We start from the raw sequence: 26178 nt of genomic DNA, 5'->3' as shown, positions 1-26178 counted from the left end.
CCTCATGCAGTGCCTCAGGGGTGTCCACATATACGGCCGCACGTAGCACAGCCTCGGAGTTCGCCTCACGCATCTTTGGAGTGAAGCCTCCGATCAGGTCGACATGGGTCCCAGGAGAGAGCCACGCGCCCTGAATCAACGCGATGTGGCAAGCGTCGCGGCAGTGACAATATCGGCATTTCTGACACCCGATTCGAGGTCACTCTCGATTGACGCCAGGAAGCCTTTGTTGCTCAGATCGGCAACCATGCGGGCCGCGCTCTCCTGATTGATATCCCAGACGGATACCTCGGCAATTGGACGAACGGCGCGATATGCCTCAGGTATGAGACTTGCAACGCGGCCCGAGGCCAAAACGAGCAATTTCCGAGAGTCCTCGCGAGAAAGGTAGCGCGCCGCGAGCGCCGAGGTGGCCACTGTCCGCCGCGCGCTGTGAGGTTGCCGTCCATCATGGCCAAATGCTGTCCCGTATCGCCATCGTGGAGCACATACGTTGAAGCGTTGAAGTGAGGCCCGCCAAGCCCTGGCGGAGTTGCTGGGGAACACAGTCACGAGCTTGACCCCAAGATATTTGACGTCATCGGAGTTGCTGCTCCAGGCAGGCATCAGAAGCAGAGTAGCGTCGGGCTGGCCCTCCATCTCGATCGTGTGATGGTGGCGCGTCGGGACGATACAACCTTGGGCGAACACACGATCTATCAAACGACCATAGTCCAGATGACGGGACGTTATATCGGCGTCTGCGACTTTGAGCGTGGTCATGTCTTCTCCCTTAAGAGCGGCCGGCATTGCTTAAGTGCTCCTGTTAGAGGGTCTGGTATCGGCTTGAACTATCGCCAGAGGAAATCTCAATACACAGTCACCAGACCGCGCCGACGCAGTTCGTGTACGCCGCAGGTACCCCGTTCGCTTACCGGCGGTTCGGCAAAACGGGTGGCGTGCCGCTCGTCTTCAACATGCATTTCACCGGCACGATGGATCATTGGGACCCGGCGGTGACCGACGGCTTCGCCAGGGATCGCGAGGTCAGGCGTGCCATCCGTTTCGCCGGCGCGATGGCGCCGCGAGGCATTCCGGGCCCGGGATATCGACAGGATCGCGGGCATTGAAGACGTATGCCCCCATCTGAGGCGGCCCGCCGTGCGGAGCATCGGGGCGATCATGCGCAACAATATGCGGACAATGATGGCCCTGACCTTCGACGCGGCCGGGCCGAATGCGCCCGGTACGATGAATGAGCTCAGGGCGAGCTTGCGCACCGACCTCTCAGTCGGCTCAAGTCGGAAGGCTGAACGCCATCCGATCACAGGCTTTTGAGGCGCGTCGTCGGCGTTGATGTTGGGCGGCATCTCGTGTTACGCCTGCCGACGTTACCATTGCGGCGTGCTTCGGTCGGTGAAAATCTGACATCCTGACATCCATTGAGTTCCAACTGTCATCCGTTGGTGCCGCGCAGCGTCTCGAATAGGAACCAGACGCGCTTCTCGCTCTCGTTGATCCAGTTCTCCAGCAGGCTGGCGATCGCCACGTCGCCATATTCGTCGCCGAGATCGTGCATCGGGCGCATGGCTCGCGACGAGCGTTGCATTGTCCTGACGCAGTTCGGCTTGCGCCCATGATGGACTGGACGGGCTGATCCGAAAAGCTACTAAAAATCAAAGCTTAAGGGGGATTTAAGTTGGCGATGCAGTACCAAATGCAGTACCGCTGAAGCGCAGCCGATGATGTTTTCAGGGTCGTAGGACGGACTTGCCGTTGCGAACGTCGGCGCGACAGAGCACTTACGGAGCCCGTGGTCGCAGAGGTTGCCCGAATGCACATTCGAGACCGGCTGAATCCCAGTCCGCAAGCGCGCGGCGAGATATGTGCTCTCCAGGAAGACCATGAGGCTTGCTTCCGGATCGGTAACTCTGCGGATCGCATAAGGCAGCAGGTATTCTCCAAGTCGTAGTGGGCGGCGTCGTCAAAGATCTTCGCCGCCGCGAAGCCTTTTGGTCGGGCGGTGGAGCGGTCGACTTTCCGGCCTTCTATTCCTACGCCTGTCCGAAACCGCTGCTCCTCTGACGCTTCTCCTTCGCACGGAGCTGTCGCAGCCCTCTTGGTGCGCGGACGCGCGGTGCGCACACAACTTGTGGCCGATAACAGACCCGATAACAGAGTTGACAACTCTCTGCTGGTCAAAAACCTTCAAAGACGCCATCATGCAACAAAAATTGCAAGGATGTGCATCGTGGACGAGAAGGTCGAGGCTCCCAAGGATTATGAGGATCTCATCCGCGTGATACACGACCGGTATGATGAGATGAGCAAGGCGTATCAGAAGATTGCGTTGTATCTCACCCAAAATCCGAATGACGTCGCGGTGCGATCGGTGAACTCGATTGGGGAAGGCAGCGGCGTTCACGCGTCCAGCTTCGTCCGATTTGCCCAAGCATTGGGGTATGAGGGGTTCAAGGACCTGCAGAGCCTCTTCCAGAAACGATTGTCCACCGCGGCTCCCGGCTTCGAAGCCCGCATCAAGGCGTTGGAGAAGGAACTGGGGGAGCGGACAGATCGCAGCGAGATGGGACTGATGCACGACCTGGTCGTCCGTGACATCGCGTCCCTGAAAGAGATGCTCACCGATCTTCAACCCGAGGATCTGGCAGAAGCCGTTAGCCTGCTCGAGAAGGCCGACGTCGTCTATCTGATGGGACAACTTCGCTCGGCACCGGTCGTCGAACTCCTTCGCTATATACTGACCATGCTAGGTAAGCGCTGTGTGCTCCTGGATCCGGGCGGCGGACTGGCCACGCATATGGCCCGTGCAATGCAGAAGACGGACCTGCTGTTTGCGGTGTCGTTCCGCTTCTATGCGAACGAGGTCGTCAATGTTGTGGAAGAAGCCGCGGGGAGAGGTATACCCATCGTGGCGATCTCGGACAGCACGTTGTCTCCATTAGCCAAGAGCGCGCGCGTTCTCTTCGCCGTACCGGAGCACGAATACACATTCTCGCGCTCGCTTGCGGCTCCCATGTGTCTTGCCCAGGCTTTGACCGTGGCCTTGGCGGCCAGGCTTCAGAACAACGCGGTCAATCCCCGCATTCCAACGGTTACCGAGCGGTAGGGACTGCAAACCGCGAAAGCTGACGTCGTTGCAGCATTGCCGTCCGCCAGCCGTCGATTATCAATCAGTGTCGGAAGGCGAGAGCGCCATCGCCTTTTCAGGCACGGCCATGGGGCCGGATGCGGCACCGAGGACTGTCTGGTCGTAATCCACCACCGCACCTGTCATGAGCCCGGCATCGTCCGAAACGAGGAAGTTGACGGTGCGGGCGGCCTCGGCCGGATCGACCAGCCGGCCGAAGGGCAGGTTCGCAACGGCTTTCGCTTCCCAATTGGGATCGCCCGTCTCACTCGCCTGCAATTCTCGCTCGTTATCAGACGCCATCCAGCCGACATCCAGCTGGTTGACGCGGATGCGGTTCTTCATGACGGAAAACGCCGTGTTGCGGGTCAGCGTCGCCAGCGCCGCCTTAGTGGCACAGTAAACGTTGATGAAAGGCTGGCCGGCATGTTCGGAGATCGAGCCGATGTTGCAGATGGCGCCTTCGATTCCGTCGCGGATCATGCGGCGGATGGCCTCCTGCATCAGGAAGTAGGGCCCTCGCACATTGACGGCGAACAGGGCGTCGAAGAGTTCGGGCGAGGTATCGAGGATGGTGCCACGGTCCGTGCGGGCACCGGCGTTTACCAGCACATGTATCTTGCCGTATACGCGCTCGGCCTCCGCCATCACGCGTCGGCAATCCTCGACTTTGCCGAGATCGGCCTTGACAAAGTGGACAGGCACGCCGGTGTCGTGCTTGATCGCCTCCGCCGCGGCACGGCCCTTCGCCTCGTTGCGGCCGAGCGTGACAAGACCGGCAGCGCCGGCTTCCGCCAGCCGGCGCGCAATGGCCGCTCCCAACCCCTGCGTCGAACCCGTGACAACGCAGACCTTCCCATCCATGCGATTCATAACTTCAGCTCTCCACAGTGTAGCCAGCCGCGGCCATGACGCGCAGCAATTCCTTATGCCCGATCTTCGCCATTTCGAGTGGCGGACTTTTGACGGGATCCTGCTCGGCTTCAACGACGAACCAGCCTTCATAACCGTAGGAGGCTAGCCGCTTCACGATCGCCTCGAAGTCAAGCGAGCCGTCACCGGGCACGGTGAAGGCCCCCTTGACCACCGCGTCGAGAAAACTTTCCCGGCTGCGGTCGAGCCCGTCCACGACCGCTTGACGGATGTCCTTGGTGTGTACATGCGAGATGCGGGCGTGGTGTTTGTCGACCACCCGCAGCACGTCGCCGCCGGCAAAGGCCATGTGGCCGGCATCGTAGAGCAGGGGCAGACCCTCGCCGGAATGCTTCATCAGCAGATCGACGTCCTGTTCGCTTTCGATCGGCGCGGCCATGTGGTGGTGGTAGGAAATCGGCATGCCCTGGTCCGCGCACCACTCGCCGAAAGTGGTGAGCTTGCGGCCGTAGGCCTTGATCTGATCGTCGTCGAGACGCGGGCGCATGGCCAGCGGCGTGCCGCGGTCGCCTTGGATGGTGCGACCCGTCTCGCCATAGACGATGCATGGCGCGTTGGTCGCCTTGAACAGCGCCATCTGCGCGGCGATGCGGTCCTTCTCTTCATCGATGTCGCCGACCAGCAAGCGACCGGAGAACCAGCCGCCGCAGACGCTCATGCCGTGCTGCGTCAGGATGGGCTCAAGCACCGCCGCGTCCATCGGGAAACGGCGGCCGGTCTCCATGCCGGTGAAGCCGGCCTCACAGGCCTGCCGCAGGCACTCTTCCAGCGAAACGTCGTCGCTCAATTCGGCGAGGTCATCGTTCCACCAGGCGATCGGCGCGATGCCAAGCTTGGCTCTCATTCTCTTCTCCAATCATGATTTTCCGGCCGGCGCCGGCTGCTTGCGCCACGAAAAACTGCCGGAACAATGCTCAGGGAGTGTCGCATCGTTCCGGCAGAGGGCGCCCCGAGGGGCGCCAGACAAACTCAGACACCTATGCGCTGCCGTTTGCGGCCTTCGGCTTGCACGGAATGGGCCTCGCGAACCTGTTCGCGGTTGCTGACTTGCGGTACGCCGACGTCCCACCACGCATCCCCGGGGGTCCAGGCGAAAGCGTCGGAGACGATGGTGATGACGGTGGTGCGGTCGGTGGTTTTCGCCCATTCGATCGCCTGGCCGAGATCGGCAAGGCTTTCGACACGCCGCGTCAGCGCGCCCATGGCTTCCGCATGCTTGGCGAAGTCGACCGAGAACGGCTCCTTGACCCGGCAGTCCTTGATCAAATTGTTGAAGGAGGCGCCGCCCTTGGCGTTCTGCAGCCGGTTGATCACCGCATAGCCGCCATTGTCGCATACCACGAGAATCATCTTGTGGCCGGCGAGCACCGACGAATAGATGTCGGAGTTCATCATCATGTAGGTTCCGTCGCCGATCATGACGATTGGCGTGCGGGAAGGGTCGGCCATGGCCGCCCCCCAGCCGGCAGAGATTTCATAACCCATGCAGGAGAAGCCGAACTCGCAGTCGAAGGTGTTCGGCTCCTTCACCCGCCAGTTCTTCATCACCTCGCCGGGAAGTCCGCCGGCCGCCGTAATCAGCAGGTCACGCTCGCCCGCCTTGGCGTTCACCACGCCCACCACTTGCGCGTAGGTCGGCACGGGGTCGTTGGTCGGCTTCTGGAAGCCATCAAGCAGCGTGTTCCACTTGCCAAATTCGACCTTGCCTTTCTGGGTCCAGGCACTGTCGGCTTGCCAATCACCAAGGTCAGCCCCAAGTTCGCTTACCGTTTCCAGCGCATCGCCGACGACAGCGAGCGCCCGGTGCTTGGTGGCATCCCAGCGTGCGGCATTGACCGAGATGAATTTCGCGTCGGCGGAGAAGGCGCTCCAGGATCCGGTAGTGAAGTCCATGAGCCGTGTGCCGACGGCGATGATCACGTCGGCTTCCGCCGCCAGCGCGTTGGCCGAGGTTGAGCCGACGATGCCGATCGGTCCGACATGCGCGGGGTGGTCGTGCGTAACCGTGCCCTTGCCGGCAATCGTCTCCGCCAGCGGGATCCCATGCCTTTCGGCGAAATCGCCAAGAACCTTCTCGGCACCGGAATAACGCACGCCGCCACCCGAGATGATCAGCGGCCGCCTTGCGCTTTTGAGGATGCGCGTCGCCTCAGTGAGCCGGCTCCGATCAGGCCGCGGGCGTGGAACCGTATGCACCGTCGGCTCGAAGAAGGCTTCGGGATAATCCCAGGCGATCTCCTGCACATCCTGCGGCAAAGCGATGAAGGCTGGCCCGCAATCGGCCGGATCAAGCAGCACCGCAACCGCCTGCGGTAGCGACGAGATGATCTGCTCGGGATGGACGATGCGGTCCCAGTAGCGCGTGACCGCCTTAAAGGCGTCATTGACGTTGATGGTCGGGTCGCCGAAGTGCTCGACCTGCTGCATGACCGGATCGGGCCGGCGACTGACGAAGGTGTCGCCGGAGAGCAGCAGCACCGGCAGCCGGTTCGAATGGGCGACGCCCGCTGCCGTCACCATGTTCAATGCGCCCGGACCGATCGAGGTGGCCGCAACCATGATCTGGCGCCGGCGCTTCGCCTTTGCAAACCCGATGGCAGCGAGCGCCATTGACTGCTCGTTCTGGCCGCGCCAGGTCGGCAGCACGTCCTTCACCGCCTCGAGCGCTTCGGAAAGGCAAGTCACGTTGCCGTGCCCGAAGATGGCGAAGACTCCCGGAAAAAGCGGAACTTTCTCGCCTTCGACAACCGTGAACTGGTTGCACAGATAGCGCACGAGCGCCTGCGCCATGGTCAGGCGGACGGTGGTCCTGGTCATCTTTGTCTCCTCCCCTAACGACGGTCTTTCCAAATCTATACGGAATGCCCATTGACAAATCAATATGTTTGCAACGATCATTGCAAAAATTCAAACCGGGAGGATTTCTTGCTTAGAATTGCTGTGCTCGGCTGTGGCCGGATCGGCAGGATGCATGCGGCAAACATTGCCGCGCATCCTCGTGCGCAACTCGCCACTGTCTATGACATCGACCAATCGTCCGCGGAGAGTGTGGCGGCGCGGCATGGCGTTCGCGCTTCGGCGTCCGCCGACGAGGTCTTTGCCTCGGCAGACGTCGATGCGGTCCTTGTCGCGACGGTGACTGACACGCATGCCGATTACATCGAAAAGGTGGTGGCCGCTGGCAAACCCGTGCTCTGCGAGAAGCCGATCGATCTTAGCCTGGAAAGGGTGAACCGTTGCGCCGAAGCAATTTTGTCCAAGGGCGTGCCGGTCCAGATCGGCTTCAACCGACGTTTCGACCCCGGTCATCGTGCGGCGTGGAACGCCGTACGATCCGGCGAGATCGGCGACCTGCACCAGGTCATCATCACCTCGCGTGATCCTGGCATGCCGCCCCGTTCCTACTACGAGGTCGCGGGCGGACTTTTTCGCGACATGACGATCCACGATTTCGACCTCGCCCGCTTCATGCTGGGAGAGGAGCCGGAGGAGGTGTTCGCCATCGGAGGCCGGCTGATCGACCCGGCGATGATGGAGGAACTGAACGACTATGACAGCGTCATGGTCGTGATGCGGACCAAAAGCGGCAAGCAGTGCCACATCAACAATTCCCGCACCTCAACCTATGGGTACGACCAGCGCGTCGAACTGCTGGGCAGCACCGGCATGGTGATCAGCGGCAACCGGAAGCCTCATGAGTTGCTCCGTTACTCGGCCGCGCGGGCCGAAGCCACCGCGCCCTACCTCGACTTTTTCATCGAGCGATACCGCGAAGCGTTCGATGCCGAGATCGACGCCTTCGTTACCTGCGTCGAGAAGGCCGAGCGGCCGCTGGTCGGTTTCGAGGACGGGCGCCGCGCTCTGGTCTTGGCCGAAGCGGCGATGAAATCGGCGGTCGAAGGCCGCTCCGTGAAGGTCAGCGAGATCGGATAAGCCATGTACGCGAAATACGGATTGTTTATCGATGGTCGTTGGCGACCGGCGTTCGGAAATGCCACCTTCCCGATCCTGAGCCCGGTCACAGAAGAGTCACTTGGGAATGCGCCATCTGCCGCCTTCGTCGATACCGAGGAGGCTCTGGAAAGTGCGGTCCGCGGCTTCGCCGCCTGGAAAGTCAAAAGCGCCTTCGAGCGGGCTGACGCGCTTCACGCCATCGCCGACGAGATGATCCGCCGCAAGGACGAAGCGACGCGGATGATCTCGACCGAGACCGGCAAGCCAATCGCCCAGTCGGAGCGGGAATGGGGACTCTCGATCGACCAGTTCCGCTGGTATGCCGAAGAGGCGCGGCGCATCTATGGTCGAGTCATCGAAAGCCGCGTACCGGGCGGCCGGTTTGAGGTCCTGCGCGAACCGGTCGGGGTTGCGGCAGCGTTCACGGCCTGGAATTTTCCGGCTGCTCTGGTTGCCCGCAAGGTGGCGCCGGCGCTAGCTGCCGGTTGTTCGACTATCATCCGTCCGTCGAGCCAGACTCCCGGCGTGGCGATGGTGATGGTCGACTGCATGCGCGCCGGCAAGCTTCCTGCCGGCACGGTGAACCTCGTCATCGGCCTGACGGACACGACTTATGCCCCCATCATGGCTTCGCCTGCTGTGCGCAAGGTATCGCTGACCGGCTCCACTCGAGTCGGCCAGCAAATGATCCGCGATGCCGCCGACACTGTGAAGAAGGTGTCGATGGAGCTTGGCGGCAACGCGCCGCTGATCGTCTTCGACGATGCAGATCTCGACGCTGCGCTCAACCTATCGGTGCCAACCAAATACGCTAATGCCGGGCAGGTCTGCGTGACGCCTGATCGCTTCTTCGTCCACGAAAGCCTCCACGACTCTTTCATCGAAGGCTTCGTCGAACGCGCAAGAGCATTGAAGCTGGGCGACGGCCTCGACCCCTCGGTTCAGATGGGACCGCTAATCAGCGACCGCCGGCTTGCCGAGATCGAAGCCATCGTCGACGACGCGGTGGGGGCCGGAGCAAAAGTAGCGACCGGAGCTGGTCGCGCCGCCTCGTTCAATGCGGGCCATTTCTATGAGCCCACCGCCCTCACCGACGTTACCGACAACATGACGGTCTTTGCCCAAGAGAACTTCGGTCCCATCGCGGCGATCGCCAGATTTTCCTCGGACGACGAGGTGCTCGCGCGAGCAAATGCTTCGCCGGTGGGGCTTTCGGCCTATGCGTTCACCCGCAGTCCAGACAGGGCCAGGCGAGTCGTCGCGGAGCTCAAGGCGGGCATGGTGGGCATCAACAGCTTCGCTCTTGCCGCGTCCGAGGCTCCGTTCGGCGGCACGAAATATTCCGGAATGGGTCGCGAAGGCGGCAGCGAAGGTATCGGTGACTACCTCGACACCAAGCTTGCGCAGATCGTGTTCTGAGGAGGCCGCCTTGATCAAGAACGAGCTCAAGCAGATCTGGGCCGAAGGGCGGCCCACGATCAATGGCTGGCTTTCGATCGGCAATCCATTCACCGCCGAGATCATGGCCGCGCAGGGCTATGACAGCGTGAGCATCGATGTCCAGCACGGCGCGCTCGACTATTCGATGCTGCTTCCGATGTTCCAGGCGATGCGTGCATCCAGGGTGGTGCCCATGGCGCGCGTGCCGTGGCTGGAGCCGGGCATCATCATGAAGGTGCTGGATGCCGGCGCCTATGGCGTGATCTGTCCCATGATCAACACGCCGGAACAGGCGGCTCAGTTCGTCAGCTACCTGCGCTATCCGCCGGCCGGCCAGCGCAGTTTTGGGCCGACGCGTGCCAACTTCTCGGCGGGTGCCAACTACGCGGCCGAGGCCAATGACGAGATCCTGGCTTTCGCCATGGTCGAGACCGCCGAGGCGATGCGCAATCTCGATGCGATCGCCGCAACGCCAGGACTCGACGGCATCTATGTCGGTCCCGCAGACCTGACCTTCAGCCTGCATCAGGGGCGTCTCGCGCCGGGCTTCGACCGCGAGGAGCCGGAGATGATCGAGGCGCTGCGGACCATAGTCGCGGCCTGCAAGAGGCATAACAAACGCGCCGCGCTCCATTGCGGCACGGCCGACTACGCCGCACGTGCCATCGAATGGGGTTTCGAGATGACCACCGTCTCGGGTGACTCCCGACTGCTTGCCTCCGCCGCGCAGGCAAGTGTCGCTCGCTTCCGCGAATTGACGGGTGCGAAAGCCGTCCCGGCCGAAGCCGGCAAGGGAGGCTATTGATGCCCCACGTCCTGGTCGCCGGAAAGCTTCATCCGAGCGGCATCGAACTTCTCGATGCGTCGCCCGGCGTCACCTACGACTATGTCGAAGATGTCTCCGAGCCAAGCTACGCACCTCTGATCGGCAAGGCCGATGGTCTCGTCATCCGCACCCAGCCCTTGTCGGCTCCGACCGTCGCACGCGCCGAGAGGCTGAAGATCGTCTCGCGCCATGGCGTCGGCTACGACGCGGTGGACGTTTCCGCACTCAACCTGCGCGGCATCGCTCTTGCCATTGTCGGCGATGTGAATTCGGTGTCGGTGGCCGAGCACGCGATGATGCTTCTTCTGGCGGCTACCAAGCGGCTTATCCGCGCGGATCGTTCGGTCCGCGACAACGAATGGGGTTGGCGCAACAGGCTGGAGCCAAGCGAACTCGCGGGCAAGCGGCTGCTGATCCTCGGTTTCGGCCGCATAGGCCGCCATCTTGCGCGCCTGGCAGCGGCGTTCGGCATGGAAGTTCGGGCGCACGACCCGTTTCTCGAGCGGCAAGGCTGGCCGGAGGGCTTGGTGGCGCCGGCAAGCGACCTAATGGCCGGTCTGGCTTGGGCGGATGCGGTATCGGTCAATGTGCCGAAGACTGACCGGCCGGCGATCGGCGCCGCGGAGCTTTCGGCCATGAAGCCTACCGCAATCCTCATCAACACGGCGCGAGGCGGTGTGGTCGACGAGGCTGCGCTGATCGCGGCGCTGCGAGAAGGGCGCATCGCGGCGGCCGGTGTCGACGTCTTCGACGATGAACCGCCTGCTCCGGACCATCCGCTCTTCGGCTTCGACCAAGTGATTCTGACGCCGCACATTGCCGGGCTCACCGCCGAGTGCGGCGAGCGCATGGCGATCTCGTCGGTGCAGAACGTGCTCGATTTTTTCGCCGGGCGGATCGACTCGGCGCTGGTGGTAAACGGAGCCGCGTTGAATGGCCGGTGAAAAACTTCAACTCAGAATCGGCCTGATCGGCACCGGCTTCATGGGCAAGACCCATGTGTTCGGCTTTGCTGCCGCACAACGTGTCTTCGATCTTCCCTACGAACTGGTGCTCCACACGATTGCGGACAGAACCGATGACCTCGCCGCGCAGGCGGCGCAGGCCTTGGGGTTCGCGCGGGCGAGCGGGGACTGGAGGCGTCTGGTCGAGGACCCGGAGATCGATATGATCGATATCACGGCGCCGAACGCCTTCCACAAGGAGATGGCGCTCGCCGCCATTGCCGCCGGCAAGCACGTCTATTGCGAGAAGCCGCTGGCGCCCCTTGCGGCGGATGCCCGACGGATGGCCGAGGCGGCGGAAGCGGCCGGCGTCAGGACGCAGGTCGGGTTCAATTATCTCTGCAACCCGCTGCTCGCGCTGGCACGGCAGATGATCCGCGCGGGCGAGTTGGGCGAGATCCGCAGCTATCGCGGCATTCACGCCGAGGACTACATGGCGGATGCGGAAAGCCCATTTACCTTCCGGCACGATCCTGTCGGCGGTGGCGCATTGGCGGATCTGGGCAGCCATGCTCTGGCCACGGCGGAGTTTCTGCTTGGCTCGGTGGAACGGGTCCTCGGCGATTCCGTCACCGTCATAGCGAGCCGTCCGGATGGCCGAGGCGGGCGCCGGACCGTCGAGGTCGACGACATCGGTCGCGCGTTTCTGCGTTTTGCCAATGGTGCATCCGGCAGCATCGAAGCGAGCTGGGTCGCCACCGGCCGCAAGATGCAGCACGATTTCGAGGTCTATGGCACCAAGGGGGCGCTCGTCTTCAGCCAGGAGCGCTTCAACGAGCTGCATTTCTACAGCACGGCCGATCCCGGCGGCCGGCGTGGCTTTCGGCGCATCGAGGCCGGTCCGGATCACGATCCCTATGGACTCTTCTGCGTCGCACCAGGCCATCAGCTCGGCTTCAACGATCTGAAGGCTATCGAGATTGCGCGGTTCGTCGATGCGATCGCCGGGAAGCGAGACGAGTCTTTCGGCTTCCGGGCCGGCCAACGCATCCAGGAACTCGTGGAGGCAATTCAGGGCTCGGCCCGGGAGAGCAAGTGGCTGCGAACAGACTGATGCAAGGGAGAGTTGGTCGACGCCCCGCATGCGTCTGAAATAAACGTTGCATGTTTGTACATTTTGCAATATAGATTGCAGCCGGAGAGAGGCACGTCGGCTGAGTGCTCAAGTCGACGTCGCACAGGGAGGAGAATGTGTCTGTGCTGGACGTACGAAGCGTCTCGAAAAGCTTTGGTGCTATCCGCGCCTTGTCAGATGTTAGCTTCGCGGTTGCTGCCGGCGAGGTGGTTGGCCTGATGGGCGACAACGGTGCCGGGAAATCGACCATGGTGAAGCTGATTGCGGGGAACTTCCCACCCTCCGACGGCGAAATCGCGGTGGACGGCAAGGTCTGCCATTTCCACAAGCCGATCGAGGCACGGGGCGAAGGGATCGAGGTCGTCTATCAAGATCTGGCCTTGGCCGACAATCTGACGGCCGCCCAAAATGTCTTTCTCGGCCGCGAGATGAAGAAGGGGTTTTGGCCGCTCCGCGTGCTCGACAAGCAGGCGATGATCAACCGCTCGGCAAAACTGTTCGCGGAGCTGAAGTCCGAGACGCGGCCGCGCGATCTGGTCAAAAAAATGTCAGGCGGCCAGCGGCAGGCGGTCGCCATTGCCCGCACCCGGCTATCCAACTCCAAGCTCGTGCTGATGGATGAGCCGACCGCGGCGATTTCGGTCCGCCAGGTAGCCGAGGTGCTGGAGCTGATCCGGCGGCTCAAATCGCAAAATGTGTCGGTAATGCTGATCAGCCACCGCATGCCCGATGTGTTCGCGGTCTGCGACCGCATCATCGTGCTGAGACGCGGCTCGAAAGTGGCCGACAAGGCGACGGAGAAGACATCGCCGGAGGAGATCACCGGCCTAATTACGGGAGCGATCCGTGATGCATAGCCAGAGCGACATGCTGAAGGAAGGCCATGCGTCCATCGGTGATGTGGTCGGCATAAGAGAGCAGAGCGTTTTCCAGAAGATGATCGCCAGCCAGGCCTTCTGGGTCGCGATCGCGCTTTTCGTGTTGGTGGTCTTCATGACGTGGCTGGAGCCCAGCTTCGGCACGGTCGACAACGTTACCAACACCACCCGCAATTTTGCACCTATCGCCATCATGGGGCTGGGCATGACGGTGGTGCTGATCACCGGCGGCATCGATCTCTCGGTCGGCTCGGTGATGGGGCTGGTCGCGATCGTCGCCGGCCTGCTGCTCACTTGGCACCAGCCTTGGTATGTGGCGTTTGGCGCGGGTCTGCTCGCAGGCATCGCCTGCGGAGCCTTTAACGGTTTCTTCGTGGCCTATATCGGCATGCCGTCCTTCGTGGTGACGCTAGGCATGCTGTCGATCGCGCGCTCGCTGGCGGTCGTGCTGTCCGGCAACCAGATGCTTTACCAGTTCGGACCCGATGCGCCGATCGTCAAGGCCATCGGCCAGGCCAAATGGCCGAGGCACACGCCTGACGGCTGGGTGCCTCATTGGATCCCGGAACTGTCCTCGCATTTCTGGGTGATGGTGATCCTCGCGCTCATCGTCGGCTTCGTCTTCATTTTCACCGCCTGGGCGCGCCACCTCTTCGCGATCGGCGGCAACGAGAACGCCTCGCGGATGACCGGCGTCCCGGTCGACTGGATCAAATTCCAGGCCTATGTCTTCTGCGCATTTACCGCGTCGATCGCGTCCCTGCTGCTGCTCGGCTACAGCGGCTCGGCCATCAACGCGATGGGAACCGGCTACGAGTTGAGGGTGATCGCCGGCACCGTCATCGGCGGGGCCAGCCTGATGGGCGGCTACGGAACCGCGTTTGGCGCTGTGATCGGTTCGGCCTTCCTCGAGGTCATCCGCAACGCGCTGCTGATGGCCGGGATCGATTCGAACTGGCAGGGCGCCTTTGTCGGGGCCTTCATTATTCTTGCCGTGCTTCTCGGCATGCAGACCTCGGGCAAGTCGCTGCGGGCGACGCTGGAGGGTATGTTTACCTGGAAGCGCAAATAGAATCCGGCGGCCGCAAGCCGTCGGGGATAGTGGACGTCAAAACAAAGTGGAGGAACAGGTGAAAAAATACATTCTGACGGCGGCCGTGGCGTTTTCCGCGCTGATGGCAGGGCAGGCCTATGCCCAGCAGAAATACGTCTTCGCTCTTGTGCCGAAGAACATGAACAATCCTTTCTTCGACCAGGCTCGTGACGGCTGCAAGAAGGCCGAAGCCGAATCCAACGGCGCGATCGAATGCATGTATATCGGCCCCGGCGAGCATGGCGGCGGCGAGGAGCAGGTGCAGATCGTGCAGGACCTGGTGGCCAAGAAGGTCGACGGCATCGCCGTCGCCCCGTCGAACGCCGCGGCAATGGCCGTCGCGCTTCAGGCCGCCAAGGAAGCGGGCATTCCCGTGCTTACCTGGGACTCGGATGTGCTACCGGAGAACAAGGACCTGCGTGTCGCCTATATCGGCACGCACAATTACGAAATTGGCGTCAACCTCGCCAAGATCGTGCAGACCATCAAGCCGAAAGGCGGCACCATCTGCATCCAGTCGGGCGGAGCTGCCGCGGCCAACCACAATGAGCGCATGAAGGGTATACGCGATACGCTGGCCGGCAAGGAGTCGGCCGCCTCGCCAGGTGATGCCCTGACCGGCCAGAACGGCTGGACGGAAGCACCGGGCTGCCCTCTCTATACCAACGACGACTTCCCTCTGTCGGTTCAGCAGTTCCAGGACTTCATGGCGAAGACGCCAAACCTCGACGCCTTCGTGCCGACAGGCGGCTTTCCGCAATTCATACCGGATGCCAATCGCGCTGCGGTCGAGCCGTACAAGGATAAGATCGCCAAGAAGGAGCTGGCTCTGGTCGTCGCCGACACGCTGCCGGTGCAGATGGACCAGATGAAGGAAGGCCTGTCGCTCGGCCAGGTCGGACAGCGGCCGTTCGAAATGGGCTACAAGACCATGCTGGCGCTGAAGGACATCAAGGACGGCAAGCCCGCGCCGGCCGACCCGACCTACACCGGTCTCGACGTCTGCACCCCCGAAACCGCTGACACCTGCATCGGAAAGTAGGCGGGGGCGCAACTCTGCGGCGGGCGAGGGACGACTCTTGCCCGCCTATGCCCCTGAGAGGCGACAACAGACCCATCGAGCGACTGGCTCAAATCGACCGCTGCCGTCAGGCCTCAGAGACGCTCCGCTGGCCACGGCGTTACCATTTTTAGACGAGTGCCGGGAGTGATCCCGTTCGGGAGGAGCAATTGAGAAAGATACGATATGCCGTGGTGGGCGCGGGCTGGATCACACAGGAAGCCTTTATGCCCGGTGTGTCCCAGACCGGAAACTCGACAATCACGGCGATCGTCAGCGGCTCGGCCAAAAACGCCGCTAAGCTCGCCGAATTCTACGGCGTGGAACACGTCTTCAGCTATGAGCAGTACGACCAGATGCTTGCATCGGACGTCGCCGATGCAGTTTACGTGGCATTGCCGAACTCCATGCATGCCGACTATGCGATCCGAGCCCTGAGAGCCGGCAAGCACGCGCTGGTTGAGAAGCCGCTGGCCACGACCGAGGCGGAATGCGAGGCGATGATCGCCGCCGCCAATGAGAGCGGCGCGTACCTGATGACCGCGTATCGGCTGCACAACGAGCCCGGCACTGTCGAGGTGCTGGAGCGCATCCGCAGCGGAGAGATCGGCGATCCCCGCATCTTTGCCGCGGTCTTCTCCTTCGTAGCGTCGTCCGACAATCACCGCCTCAAGGCCGCCTATTGGGGCGGTCCCTTGCAGGACATCGGCGTCTACTGCCTGAATGCCGCGCGCCATATCTTTGCCACTGAGCCGATCGAGGCAGTCGCGGTAAGGAGTTTCGGCAGCGCCTCAGTCGGGGAGGTAGAGGAAAGCATTGCCGTGACGTTGCGCTTCCCCGAGGGCCGGCTTGCACAGTTCATTGCCAGCTTCGGCGCGGACAACTCGGATTTTTACCACGTGGCCGGAACGAAGGGGAGCGTAACGGCCGACCCTGGCTTCCGTTTCGAGACTGCCGTGCAAATGAAGCTTCGGCATGGCGACATCAGAACCGACAAGACGTTCCCGCAGACAGACCATTTCGCCGGACAGACCGCGTATTTCTCCGACTGCATCCTGAATGCACAACCGCCTGAAGCCGACGGTGGAGAAGGATTTGCCGACGTGCGCGCCCTGCTTGCCATTGAGCGCGCCGCCAGCACCGGTCAGCCTCAGAAGATAGACACGCCGGCACGGCAGGTTCATCCTACTGCGGATATGATCCGCATCTTGCCTACAACGGACCAGCGGCTGCTTCTCTGACGCGCTTTTGCCCGCGGAGCCAGCCAGGATTCATTGCGAGAAGCATCTCACGAACGCCATCGCGTACCGCGTTGTACCGTGCAACCGTTCTTGCGGAGGCAGTCACGATCTTGTTTCCGAACGTGCCGGCACTATGGATCATCCGTTGGTACCGCGCAGCGTCTCGAATAGGAACCGACCAAAGGATCGAAGAAATCGCTGGGTCGCCAGGCGCAGCGCGATATTTGGAGCGTAACGATGAATTTCACGGACAGCCGCCTCTGGTACGGTGTGGCAGCCGTGACCGTGGTGTTGTTTGTGATCGGGTATGCGGCTGCGTGGTTTGGCGGCACACCGCCACCAGCGCCACAGTAGTAAGCGTACTCTGGTTGCGGTTGCCCGGTTTCGTGGACAATGCGAATGGACGCGTTTGTCGTCCAAAGAACTGCAAGCGCCCTACTAGGCTCCAAAGAGATGCGCTAAACATCTTGGATTCGAACGCGCAGCAGTTTTGCCGAATTCAAAAACACCAGGACATCTGGCCCCAAGTGCAAAATCGCTGCCTGGATAGGACCGATCCAGCCCATCAGCGCTGCGGTAATGCCCAAGACGTGCACAACACCGACACCGACGAAGATATTTTCCTGAATTGTCCGGTAAGCACGTCGAGCAATTGCGCGCGCGCTGACAATTTTTGCCAGATCATCCTTCATCAATGCAATGTCGGCCGCTTCCAGCGCTGCCTGCGTGCCGCCGCCGCCCATCGCAATGCCGACATCGGCGCGTGCCAGCGCCGGCGCGTCGTTGATCCCGTCGCCGACCATCGCCACGCGATGGCTCTGCTTTTGCAGTTCGGCGATGGCGGCGACCTTGTCCTGCGGCATCAGATTGGCACGCACTTCATCCACGCCGAGTTCCTTGGCGATGGTCCGCGCTGTGGCCTCATTGTCACCCGTCACCATCACCATGCGCTTGACCCCGGTCGCGCGGAGTCGTGCCAGCGCTTCGCGCGCACCTGGTCGCAATGTGTCGGCAATCAGAATCACGCCCGCGAATTTCCCATCGATCGCGACGTGAACCGGCGTCTGTCCGCCCTTTTCGATCGCATCGGAAAGCGGCACGCCGGCCTCGCGCAGCAACGATGCATTCCCGACCAGCACGGTGCGTCCGGAGACCGTCGCCTTCACACCGCGCGCCTGCAACTGCTCGTACTGCTCCGGTTCCGGGACATCGATTTTCATCCGGGCGGCATAGTTGACGACCGCTTTCGCCAAGGGGTGAGCGGACCGCCGATCGGCGGCGGCGGCAAGGCTGAGCAGATCAGCTTCCGAAAGCGTGCCGTCCTGCATCTCCACGCCGACAACCTCGGGCTTGTTCGCCGTCAGGGTGCCTGTCTTGTCGAACACCAGGACGTCGACCTTGGCCAAAGACTCCAGATAGACGCCCCCCTTGACCAGAATTCCACTGCGTGCGGCTCGCGCAATGGCTGCGATAATCACCAGAGGAGTCGCCAATCCGAGTTCGGCAGGCGATGTGAAAATCAGCAGAGTGACGATCATCCGAACGTCGCGGGTATAAAGATAAACCGCAACGAGGAAGATCAGCACGACCGGGATCAGCCATGACGCGACCTTATCCGCCAGTTTCTGGACGGGTGCCTGTTCCGCTTCGGCATTCTCGACCAGACTGATGATGCGGGCAAAGGTGGTGTCGGCACCAACCTTCTCGGTCTCGATGTCGAGGGCGCCGGATTCGACGAAGGTTCCGGCAAAGACATGGGCGCCATCGCTCTTGTCCTTGGGAATGCTCTCTCCAGTGATCGATGCTTCGTTGACCGAAGCCGCTCCACCGACGACGGTGCCGTCGACCGGGATCTTCTCGCCGGCCCGCACCAAGACAACGTCGCCCGCGCGCAAATTCTCGATCGTGACCATGCGTTCGCCACCTGGGTCCCGCACAAGTGCCACCTGGGGCACCGAGCCGATCAGGTCTTTGATCGAGGCTCGCGCACGATCCATATTCAAATCGGCAATGAACTCTGCGATCAGAATGATCACCATGAGGACCGCGCCGGCGACGGTCTCGCCTCCGATCAGCGCTACCACCGTAGCGATGGTGACGAATATCTCGGTACCGATCTTGCGCTCTTTTACGAGGTCAACGGCGCCGGTCTTGACAAGCGGATACAAGCCGATGGCAACCGCCCCCCACAAAGCTTGAATGGGAATCAGCTGTTGCCAGTACAGAAAGGCCATCAGGCCGGTAAATATAATGCGAGCGACTTCGGTCCAACGTTCGCGTGTCATCAACACTCGCCAACCCGATGGAACAGCCTTAGGCGCCGGCTCAACGCTTTCGGTGGCTGCTGTCTCGGATTTCATGATTGGCTCGCTATCTGGATTGCGGTCTTGGCTTGAAGCGTGAGCGCATCAGGATCTTGTCCCAGGGAGTGGTGTAGTTGACGGCTTGGTCGCCGCAGCTTCCGGCATGGGCCGGGAATGATCAGCGCGCCACAGCAGGCTGATGAGTGGATCATCACTCATTTGGCTGATGGTTTCCAGCGTAATGTATCTCCCCCGCTGCACGGCCCATTCATCGTTCTGCTCGAGCAGGATCGCGCCAACCAGACGGACGATGGCGTCATCAATTGGGAAGATGCCGATGACCTCGGTGCGCCGCTTGATCTCGCCGTTGAGGCGCTCGATCGGGTTGGTAACCGGTATGATCATGACGGTGCCATCTGATCCTCCGCTGGAGATGCGAGATTTTCAGCGTATGTGTGACCATCCGGGACAGCGGCGCCGGGAGCACGCCAAGTGCGGGCAGGCCGATGTATTCGATAAGCTGCGAGCTCGCGTTAGTAGCTGGCCGCCCCTGCGACCTGCCCGGTTGCGCCGAGAGCGCGGATCCGTAGGTGTCGCGTCGCCCGCCGGCCCCCGATTGTTCAAGGAGAGAGGGCGCCAATGACGTGTAATTGGAATGGCGATCCACCGCACCTTTGCGGTAGTGGTTTTCTGCGAAGATGACCGGCTGCGCCATCACGGACAGGTCGACATGACCCGCTCCGGACTGGAGGGATTTGGCCGCAGCTTGAACAGGACGGACGAGGTCGTTGTCGAGGCGACCCGCAACGCCATGGGGGTGGTGCGGGTGCTTTCGCCTTTCGTGGACCGGGTGATGGTGCATCAGTATCAGTCAGGTTGGATCACGCAGGATACAGTTGGTTCGCGGGCACCGGCGACCTCGACGAGGCCATGGCGGCCTATTCATTGGCCTATGTTCTGAGCCCATCTACCTCCGATGTTTCTTGCCGCCCCGGGGGAGAGTTCCTTCGTGCGAGCAGTTTGTCGATCCGCCGGCCATCCATGTCCACGATCTTGAAGTGCCAGCCGCCATACTCAAAATGTTCCCCGACCTCAGGCAGATGCCCTAGTCGAAACAGGGCAAATCCTGCGATCGTATGGAAGTCGCCTTCAGTTGGCCGTGCTCGAAAACCAAGGCGATCGAACGCGTCCTGGGCCGACATCATACCATCCACGAGAAGGGAGCCGTCTTCACCCTCGACGACATCCGGCTCTTCGCCTTCGATGTTGGGCAGGTCGCCGGCGATGGCTTCGAGCAAATCGGTCTGGGTAACAATTCCTTCCAGACTTCCGTACTCGTCGAGGACCATTGCTATGCGGACGGGCGCCTTCCTGAACTGCTCCAGCACTTTGAAAATCGGCGTTGATTCATGAACGACGAGCGGCTCACGGATGATCGCCATCGGATCGAGAACCTGCCCGTCAAGAACCTGGTCGAGCATGTCCTTCTTCAGAACCATGCCGAGCAGTTCATCGATACCGCCCTTGCCAACAAGGAGCTGCTCATGGCGGCAATCGCGGATCGTACGAAGAGTCTCGGTTCGGTCATCATTCACGTCGATCCAGTCGATATCCGGCCGAGGCGTCATAATGTCACTGATGCGGCGCTCGCCGATATTGAAGACCCGCTCGACCATCTCCCGCTGCGCCTGCTGCAACAGGCCGCCTTCCTGACTGGCCGAGATCAGAAGCTTCAGCTCGTCTGGCGAGTGCAATGAATCCTCACCGGTTCCCGGGCGCAGGCCGCAGAGTCGCAGAACGAGGTTGCCGAGACCATTCAGCATTAGAATCGCCGGCCTGAGCAGAAAGAGGAACAGACCGAGCGGACGCACGACCCAGAGCGCAGTGTCTTCGCTGCGCTGGAGCGCCAGACTCTTTGGTGCGAGCTCGCCAAGCACGATGTGAAGCGCGGTGATGATGATGAAAGCGATCGCGACGGCGACAGTGTGTGAGCCCGCAGTCGCCAACGACCCGAGCAGCCCGATCAAGAGAGGCTCGACGAGATGCGCGAGAGCAGGTTCGCCGATCCAGCCGAGTGCCAGCGATGAAATGGTGATGCCGAGCTGGGTCGCCGCCAGATTGGCATCGAGATTGTCGACGGCCCGCTGGAGCGCTGCCGCGTTCAGCCGCCCAGCCGCAGCGAGTTCGGCAACTCGGCTTCGGCGCACGGCGACCAGGGAAAACTCGGCGGCGACAAAGAAGCCGTTTGCGGCCACGAGTAGGAGAACCGACAAGATTCCAAGAATGTCGCTCAAACTGCCATCGCCTGTCGGCATGATATCCTCTTAATGACGCAATTGGATACTTCTCTGAAGCGCAAATGATGGCATTGCGCAATCGCTATCAGCATACGATCGCCAGAAGCATAATCCCCTGATGGCGATGGTGGTGCATCTACTAGCGACTGATCACGGTGCGGTCGAATACGTTGAATGCGGCAAAGTGCGTGGTCCAGCCTGGCTTGCAGCGCGGGTCATGTACCGACGCGCCCCGTTCTTGGCGTGGATGCGCAGATCACATGAAGGCAGACGCCATCACGCAGCCCGTCGATAAAGCTCAAATGATTGGGCTTGAACTGCTGACGGTAACAGGGCTGAAGCCAACGCGGGATCTGCAGATGATGTCAAGCGCCTCTCCGCAAAGAGGTGACGCTTGATAGGCGGCTGCTTCCGTGCAAATGCTCCGGCATGCGAATTCTCCTCGTCGAAGACACGCGCGACGTTGGCGAGGCTATCAGCCGCCGCTTCGAAACGATCGGCCACGCAGTCGATTGGGAGACGGACGGCCGTGCTGCCGCAGAGATCCTCGATTTCACCTGCTACGATCTCGTCATCCTCGACGTCATGCTGCCCAGCCTCGACGGGTTCGAAATCGTTCGACGGCTCCGGCAGGCAAGGAATACGACCCCGGTTCTGATGTTGACGGCCCGTTCCGAGATAGAGGACCGCGTTGGCGCGCTCGATCTCGGCGCCGACGACTATCTGGTCAAACCGTTCGATTTCCGGGAATTGGAAGCGCGCGCCCGTGTTCTGCTCCGGCGGAAAAGCGGCGAGGCGACCAACATCGTACAGTGTGGCGATGTCGTGCTCGACCGCGGCAGCCGCTCAGTGCGAGTAGGCAGGCGCGAGATGCAATTGAAACGACGCGAGATGACGTTGCTTGAGATACTGGCGTCGCGGCCAGGCCGCGTCTTCAGCAAAGATGAACTTATCGATCAGCTTTTCGGGTTTGACGAGCCGGCCAATCAGAACGCGATTGAACTTTATGTCGGGCGGCTGCGCAAGAAGCTGGAAGGCGCCAAGGCGCAGATCGTTACCGTGCGGGGCGTGGGATATCAGCTGGCTTCCGATGATACCGGCTGAGCCTTCCCTTTTCACGCGCCTGGCGGTCCGCATATCGCTGGTGCTGGGCCTGGGTGCGGCTCTTCTGGTGAGTGCGGCGTCGTACTACGCACGTACCGCCGCCGATAACGCCTATGACCGGCTTCTGCTTGGTGCGGCCATCCAGATGGCAGACAGCCTTACGGTTGAATCCGGTTCGCTCATCATCAACCTGCCGGTATCAGCTTTTGAACTCCTGGGCCTCGCCAGCCGCGATCGCATCTTCTATCGCGTGATCGGCCCTTCCGGCGCGACGCTGACAGGTTATGCCGATCTGCAAACAGAAGTTGATCTGGCCGCAATACACGATGTCCCGGTATTGGAATCGGCGCATTATCGCGGCGAACCGGTTCGGATTGCGGTGGTGGCGCGCGCACTGTCCGATCCAGCCGTATCCGGTTGGGCGCATGTCATCGTTGGGCAGACCACGGAAGCCCGCCGCGCGCTCGCGGGTGAATTGACTCTCAGGGCGACCGTCCTCCTGGCGATCATGAGCATATTGGCATTGGCTGGAGCGATGATTGCTATTCGCTATTCTCTGCAACCGGTCAAGCATCTCGGAGCGACGCTCCGCCGTCGCGATCCACAAGACCTGACGCCGGTAACGGTCGTCGTACCGAGAGAATTGCGGCCCTTCGTTACTTCCATCAATTATTTCATGAGTCGGCTCGACGAGCGCGTGAAACTCCTGCAGCGCTTCATCGCCGACGCGGCGCACCAGATCAGAACGCCGCTGACAGCGCTAACGGCGCAGCTCGATCTGTTGAGTCAAGCCAAGCTGGACAAGTCGAGCCGCCAGCATCTCGATCGCGTACAGCAGCGCGCCAGCGAACTTGCGCGCCTGACCAACCAGTTGCTCAGCCACGCCATGGTCATCCATCGTGCCGATTCCGTGCAGCTTCAGCCGCACGGTCTGGCAGATGTCGCACGGCGCGCTTTCCGTGCGGCGGTTCCGATAACTATCGATCCGGACATCATCGTCTCCTTCGAGGCGCCTGACGACGAGCCGGTCGTGCTTGCGGACGCCGTCAGCCTTCGCGAAGCGATCGTCAATATCATCGACAATGCCTTGCGCCATGGAGTGGTGTCGCGCCTTGAGGTCAGAGTACGCAGCGACGGTACGCGTGCCCATCTCGAGGTCGAAGATGACGGACCGGGCATTCCGCCGGGCGAGTGGGAGCGGGTCACGCAGCGCTTCGAAACGTCCAAATCTCATGACGGCAGCGCAGGTCTTGGTTTCGCCATCGCGTCGGAGGTTGCGGCGGCTCACGGTGGCGCGCTGACCTTTCGCGAGACAAGCAAGGATGGCGGGAAGGGCACGCAAGGGTTCACCATCACCTTGACGTTGCCCATCGCCACGGAGAAGACCGGATGATAGCGGGAACATTGCCGACATTCGGTTTGATGGCTGCGGTCGTCTTATGCATCGGTCACGCGGCAAGAGCGGCTGAAGGAAGCAGCGCATTTTTCCCTTCGTCTCAGCCGGAGAAGGACCGACTGTCGATCCACGCCGCGACCGATCTGGCGGCTATGGAACCACTGATCCGGGATTTTCAGTCCGTTTTCCCCAACGTGGCAGTCGACTATGTTGAATATGTCACCAACGACTTGCAAAGGAGTGCCAGTGAAGCCTGTCGGACGGACGCGGTGCTGGGCGACATCTTGTTGTCTCCGTCGGTCGACCAACTCGTGAAGCTCGCCAATGACGGCTGCGCGGCGCCGCACGTGTCGGCCGAAACCGCGCATGTCGCCAATTGGGCAAACTGGCGCGACGAGGTATTCGGCTTTACCTACGAACCGGCCGTCTTCGTCTATAACGCCCGCCTCGTGCCGTCCGGCGACGTACCGCGCACCCACATCGAACTCGCCGATCTTCTCAGGCGGCGGATCGATTTTTATCGCGGACGGGTCGGAACGTTCGACATCCGACTTTCGGGCATCGGCTACCTATTGGCGTTCAGTGATGCGCGGCAGACGACGGCGGTCTACGGTCGGCTTCTGGAAAGCATGAGCCGAGCGGAAACTGTGGTGCGTTGTTGCACCGCGGAGACCCTTCAGGACGTTGCAAACGGGAGCCTATATATAGGCTACAATATGATCGGGTCATATGCCTACGCCGCGGCCAGGGGCAATTCCGATTTGAGGGTCGTTGTCCCGCGGGACTATGCGCTGATACTCAGTCGTGGCGCGCTCATTCCGAAGACGGCGCCGAATATGGGCGTTGCCAAACGATTTCTCGACTACCTTCTGTCAGCCCGGGGACAGAAGGTTGCCAGGGATAGCGCCTTCTTCTTTGCCGAGAACGGGCAATTGCCTGAGGGAGCGGACGGCCCGGAAAAACTTGGGGAGTCTGGTATCGCGCGCGCCATACGCATCGGCCCTGCGTTACTTGCCGTACAGGACGAGGCGTTGCGCCGCCGCTTCATCGAGGATTGGAGCAAGTCCATGATCGATGCGCAGGGCCAGCGACCGTGACGCGTAGGATGCCGCCCCAAGATTTCAAAAATTCGGCAATACGTCGATGTGGCCGATCCGGCTGTCGTCGACAATCTGATCACGACCCATCGGGCCTAGTCGGCTGAGCAAACCTCGACATCGCCGTGACAGGTTGGTGACAGGTCAGGATGATACTCGCCTTTGTGCCTGGAGGAGTACGATTTAGGCGAACTTGGAGGAGACCCTAATGAAAAATCGTCTTGCGACGATGATGGCCGCGTTTTCGCTGTCAGCCGCTTTCGCGACGCTTGCCGCCGCTGCCGAGATCCCCGCCGGGTATCCGGAGAACTACAAGGATCTGGTGGCCGCCGCCACCGCGGAAGGACACCTCAGCATCTATTCGACGACCGATGCGGCGCTGGTCCAACCCTTGCTCAAGGACTTCGAAGCAGCATTCCCCGGCATCGCCGTCGAATATTCCGACCTCAATTCCACCGAACTCTACAATCGCGTCATTGCCGAAACCGCTTCGGGCCAAGGCACGGCAGATGTCGCATGGTCTTCGGCTCCGGATCTGCAGATCAAACTTGCCTCAGACGGCTATGCGCAGGAATACAAATCCGTGGAGGCGGCCCACCTTCCGGCCTGGGCGTCCTACAAGGACATGGTCTATGGTACCACCGCCGACCCGGTGACTTTCGTCTACAACAAGCGTCTCGTGCCTGAAGGCGATGTTCCCGCAACCCACGCCGATCTTCTCAAGCTGATGACCGGGAAGACCGCAGAATATGATGGCAAGATCGCGTCCTACGATCCGGAAAAATCCGGTGTCGGCTTCTATTTCTACAACCAGGACGCCAAGAACTGGACCGATTCCTGGGCGCTTAACAAGGCTTTTGGCAAGGCCCATATCAAGCTCTACAGCTCCGCCGGCTCGATGATCGAGAAGGTCACGTCTGGCGAACATTCCATCGCCTATGGCATCTTCGGCTCATATGGCCTCGCCAAGCAGGCCAAGGACGAGAACCTCGGTGTGATAATCCCGAAGGACTATGTCCTGGTGACCACCCGCGCCACCGTCATTCCGGCGGAAGCCCAGGATCCCAATGCTGCGAAGCTATTCGTAGACTATCTGCTGTCGGCGCGCGCGCAGAAGCTGATCGCCGACGACATCAAGCTCTATGCCGTTCGTGATGACGTTGAAGGGGCAACCACGCTGGCGTCCATAAAGGCGGCCGCCGGTGAAAACGTTCACCCGATCGCGCTCGACGACAAGCTGCTCGAAGGTCTCGACGAGACGACACGGCTGGCGTTCCTCAACGAGTGGCAGAAAGCCATGAAGGGCGAGTAATCGCCTGATCGGGAGTGCCTCCACAGTCGGCTCTCTCA

The 26178-nt window shown here is 61.4% G+C and carries 22 protein-coding genes and 3 pseudogenes; 15 read left to right on the top strand and 10 right to left on the bottom strand.

Annotated features, from left to right (window positions below):
- Positions 1–43: 43 nt before the first annotated feature.
- From NKH78_RS23075 to NKH78_RS23060, 4 genes and pseudogenes are all read right to left on the bottom strand, one after another.
- A pseudogene (locus NKH78_RS23075) lies at positions 44–139 on the bottom strand (hypothetical protein); the annotation flags it as partial.
- Positions 136–762, bottom strand: a complete 627-nt coding sequence (locus NKH78_RS23070) for a hypothetical protein (RefSeq protein WP_352517476.1) — start codon at positions 760–762, stop codon at positions 136–138. The gene NKH78_RS23070 and the pseudogene NKH78_RS23075, both read right to left, overlap by 4 nt.
- A gap of 86 nt (positions 763–848) precedes the next feature.
- Positions 849–1349, bottom strand: coding sequence for a hypothetical protein (locus NKH78_RS23065; protein ID WP_352517475.1), 501 nt, complete (start codon positions 1347–1349; stop codon positions 849–851).
- Positions 1350–1435: 86 nt separating this feature from the next.
- Positions 1436–1607: pseudogene (locus tag NKH78_RS23060) on the bottom strand (DNA starvation/stationary phase protection protein); the annotation flags it as partial.
- Between the two features lie 623 nt (positions 1608–2230).
- Between NKH78_RS23060 and NKH78_RS23055 the strand changes: the two are divergent.
- Complete coding sequence (locus NKH78_RS23055) at positions 2231–3106, top strand: MurR/RpiR family transcriptional regulator (RefSeq protein ID WP_352517473.1); 876 nt, start codon at positions 2231–2233, stop codon at positions 3104–3106.
- Between the two features lie 60 nt (positions 3107–3166).
- On the opposite strand, the gene NKH78_RS23050 is transcribed toward NKH78_RS23055, so the two are convergent.
- The 3 genes from NKH78_RS23050 to iolD all read right to left on the bottom strand — a co-directional run bounded on the left by NKH78_RS23050 (position 3167) and on the right by iolD (position 6877).
- Positions 3167–4000 carry an SDR family oxidoreductase gene (locus tag NKH78_RS23050; RefSeq protein WP_352517472.1) on the bottom strand — a complete coding sequence of 278 codons (834 nt, stop codon included), beginning with the start codon at positions 3998–4000 and terminating at the stop codon, positions 3167–3169.
- Between the two features lie 4 nt (positions 4001–4004).
- On the bottom strand, positions 4005–4904 hold the full coding sequence (gene iolE, locus NKH78_RS23045; RefSeq protein ID WP_352689230.1) for a myo-inosose-2 dehydratase: 900 nt from the start codon (positions 4902–4904) through the stop codon (positions 4005–4007).
- 125 nt (positions 4905–5029) lie between these two features.
- Positions 5030–6877, bottom strand: a complete 1848-nt coding sequence (iolD, locus tag NKH78_RS23040; protein ID WP_352517470.1) for a 3D-(3,5/4)-trihydroxycyclohexane-1,2-dione acylhydrolase (decyclizing) — start codon at positions 6875–6877, stop codon at positions 5030–5032.
- A gap of 150 nt (positions 6878–7027) precedes the next feature.
- Here iolD and iolG point away from each other — a divergent pair, with 150 nt between their 5' ends.
- The 9 genes from iolG to NKH78_RS22995 all read left to right on the top strand — a co-directional run bounded on the left by iolG (position 7028) and on the right by NKH78_RS22995 (position 16631).
- Positions 7028–7993 (top strand): inositol 2-dehydrogenase, encoded by a 966-nt coding sequence (gene iolG / locus NKH78_RS23035; protein ID WP_502899827.1) that lies wholly within the window; start codon positions 7028–7030, stop codon positions 7991–7993.
- Between the two features lie 3 nt (positions 7994–7996).
- Positions 7997–9433: an NAD-dependent succinate-semialdehyde dehydrogenase gene (locus NKH78_RS23030; RefSeq protein WP_352517468.1), complete on the top strand. Its 1437-nt coding sequence runs from the start codon at positions 7997–7999 to the stop codon at positions 9431–9433.
- 10 nt (positions 9434–9443) lie between these two features.
- Entirely contained in the window at positions 9444–10259 is an 816-nt protein-coding gene (locus NKH78_RS23025) for an HpcH/HpaI aldolase family protein (RefSeq protein ID WP_352517467.1), read from the top strand.
- Positions 10259–11224 carry a hydroxyacid dehydrogenase gene (locus NKH78_RS23020; protein ID WP_352884222.1) on the top strand — a complete coding sequence of 322 codons (966 nt, stop codon included), beginning with the start codon at positions 10259–10261 and terminating at the stop codon, positions 11222–11224. Before NKH78_RS23025 ends, NKH78_RS23020 begins: the two co-directional genes overlap by 1 nt.
- On the top strand, positions 11214–12338 hold the full coding sequence (locus NKH78_RS23015) for a Gfo/Idh/MocA family protein (protein WP_352517465.1): 1125 nt from the start codon (positions 11214–11216) through the stop codon (positions 12336–12338). Before NKH78_RS23020 ends, NKH78_RS23015 begins: the two co-directional genes overlap by 11 nt.
- A 137-nt stretch (positions 12339–12475) precedes the next feature.
- Entirely contained in the window at positions 12476–13216 is a 741-nt protein-coding gene (locus NKH78_RS23010) for an ATP-binding cassette domain-containing protein (protein WP_023676590.1), read from the top strand.
- Positions 13209–14309, top strand: a complete 1101-nt coding sequence (locus tag NKH78_RS23005; protein WP_352517464.1) for an ABC transporter permease — start codon at positions 13209–13211, stop codon at positions 14307–14309. The genes NKH78_RS23010 and NKH78_RS23005 overlap by 8 nt, the downstream gene beginning before the upstream one ends.
- Before the next feature lie 58 nt (positions 14310–14367).
- A complete protein-coding gene (locus NKH78_RS23000; protein ID WP_352517463.1) occupies positions 14368–15372 on the top strand; it encodes a substrate-binding domain-containing protein in 1005 nt (334 codons plus the stop codon).
- 209 nt (positions 15373–15581) lie between these two features.
- Positions 15582–16631: a Gfo/Idh/MocA family protein gene (locus tag NKH78_RS22995; RefSeq protein ID WP_352517462.1), complete on the top strand. Its 1050-nt coding sequence runs from the start codon at positions 15582–15584 to the stop codon at positions 16629–16631.
- Positions 16632–17089: 458 nt separating this feature from the next.
- Here NKH78_RS22995 and NKH78_RS22990 read toward each other — a convergent pair whose 3' ends face one another.
- Both NKH78_RS22990 and NKH78_RS22985 read right to left on the bottom strand, forming a co-directional pair.
- Positions 17090–18916: a heavy metal translocating P-type ATPase gene (locus NKH78_RS22990; RefSeq protein WP_352517461.1), complete on the bottom strand. Its 1827-nt coding sequence runs from the start codon at positions 18914–18916 to the stop codon at positions 17090–17092.
- A 123-nt stretch (positions 18917–19039) separates the two neighbouring features.
- Positions 19040–19324: pseudogene (locus NKH78_RS22985) on the bottom strand (transposase); the annotation flags it as partial.
- A gap of 265 nt (positions 19325–19589) precedes the next feature.
- Here NKH78_RS22985 and NKH78_RS22980 point away from each other — a divergent pair.
- Positions 19590–19895 carry a hypothetical protein gene (locus tag NKH78_RS22980; RefSeq protein WP_352517460.1) on the top strand — a complete coding sequence of 102 codons (306 nt, stop codon included), beginning with the start codon at positions 19590–19592 and terminating at the stop codon, positions 19893–19895.
- On the opposite strand, the gene NKH78_RS22975 is transcribed toward NKH78_RS22980, so the two are convergent.
- A complete protein-coding gene (locus tag NKH78_RS22975) occupies positions 19885–21249 on the bottom strand; it encodes a hemolysin family protein (RefSeq protein ID WP_352884217.1) in 1365 nt (454 codons plus the stop codon). The genes NKH78_RS22980 and NKH78_RS22975 overlap by 11 nt on opposite strands.
- Before the next feature lie 411 nt (positions 21250–21660).
- On the opposite strand from NKH78_RS22975, the gene NKH78_RS22970 reads away from it, so the two are divergent.
- The 4 genes from NKH78_RS22970 to NKH78_RS22955 all read left to right on the top strand — a co-directional run bounded on the left by NKH78_RS22970 (position 21661) and on the right by NKH78_RS22955 (position 26140).
- On the top strand, positions 21661–22335 hold the full coding sequence (locus NKH78_RS22970; RefSeq protein WP_352884215.1) for a response regulator transcription factor: 675 nt from the start codon (positions 21661–21663) through the stop codon (positions 22333–22335).
- Positions 22322–23728, top strand: a complete 1407-nt coding sequence (locus NKH78_RS22965) for a sensor histidine kinase (RefSeq protein ID WP_352884213.1) — start codon at positions 22322–22324, stop codon at positions 23726–23728. Before NKH78_RS22970 ends, NKH78_RS22965 begins: the two co-directional genes overlap by 14 nt.
- A 29-nt stretch (positions 23729–23757) precedes the next feature.
- Positions 23758–24828, top strand: a complete 1071-nt coding sequence (locus NKH78_RS22960) for an ABC transporter substrate-binding protein (protein WP_352884211.1) — start codon at positions 23758–23760, stop codon at positions 24826–24828.
- A 208-nt stretch (positions 24829–25036) separates the two neighbouring features.
- Complete coding sequence (locus NKH78_RS22955; protein WP_352720480.1) at positions 25037–26140, top strand: ABC transporter substrate-binding protein; 1104 nt, start codon at positions 25037–25039, stop codon at positions 26138–26140.
- The last annotated feature ends 38 nt before the right edge of the window (positions 26141–26178 follow it).

Source organism: Mesorhizobium sp. M0910 (assembly GCF_040319465.1).
Taxonomy (GTDB): Bacteria; Pseudomonadota; Alphaproteobacteria; order Rhizobiales; family Rhizobiaceae; genus Mesorhizobium.
Note: the sequence above shows the minus strand (reverse complement) of the source record. Positions and strands in the feature narration are given on the sequence as shown.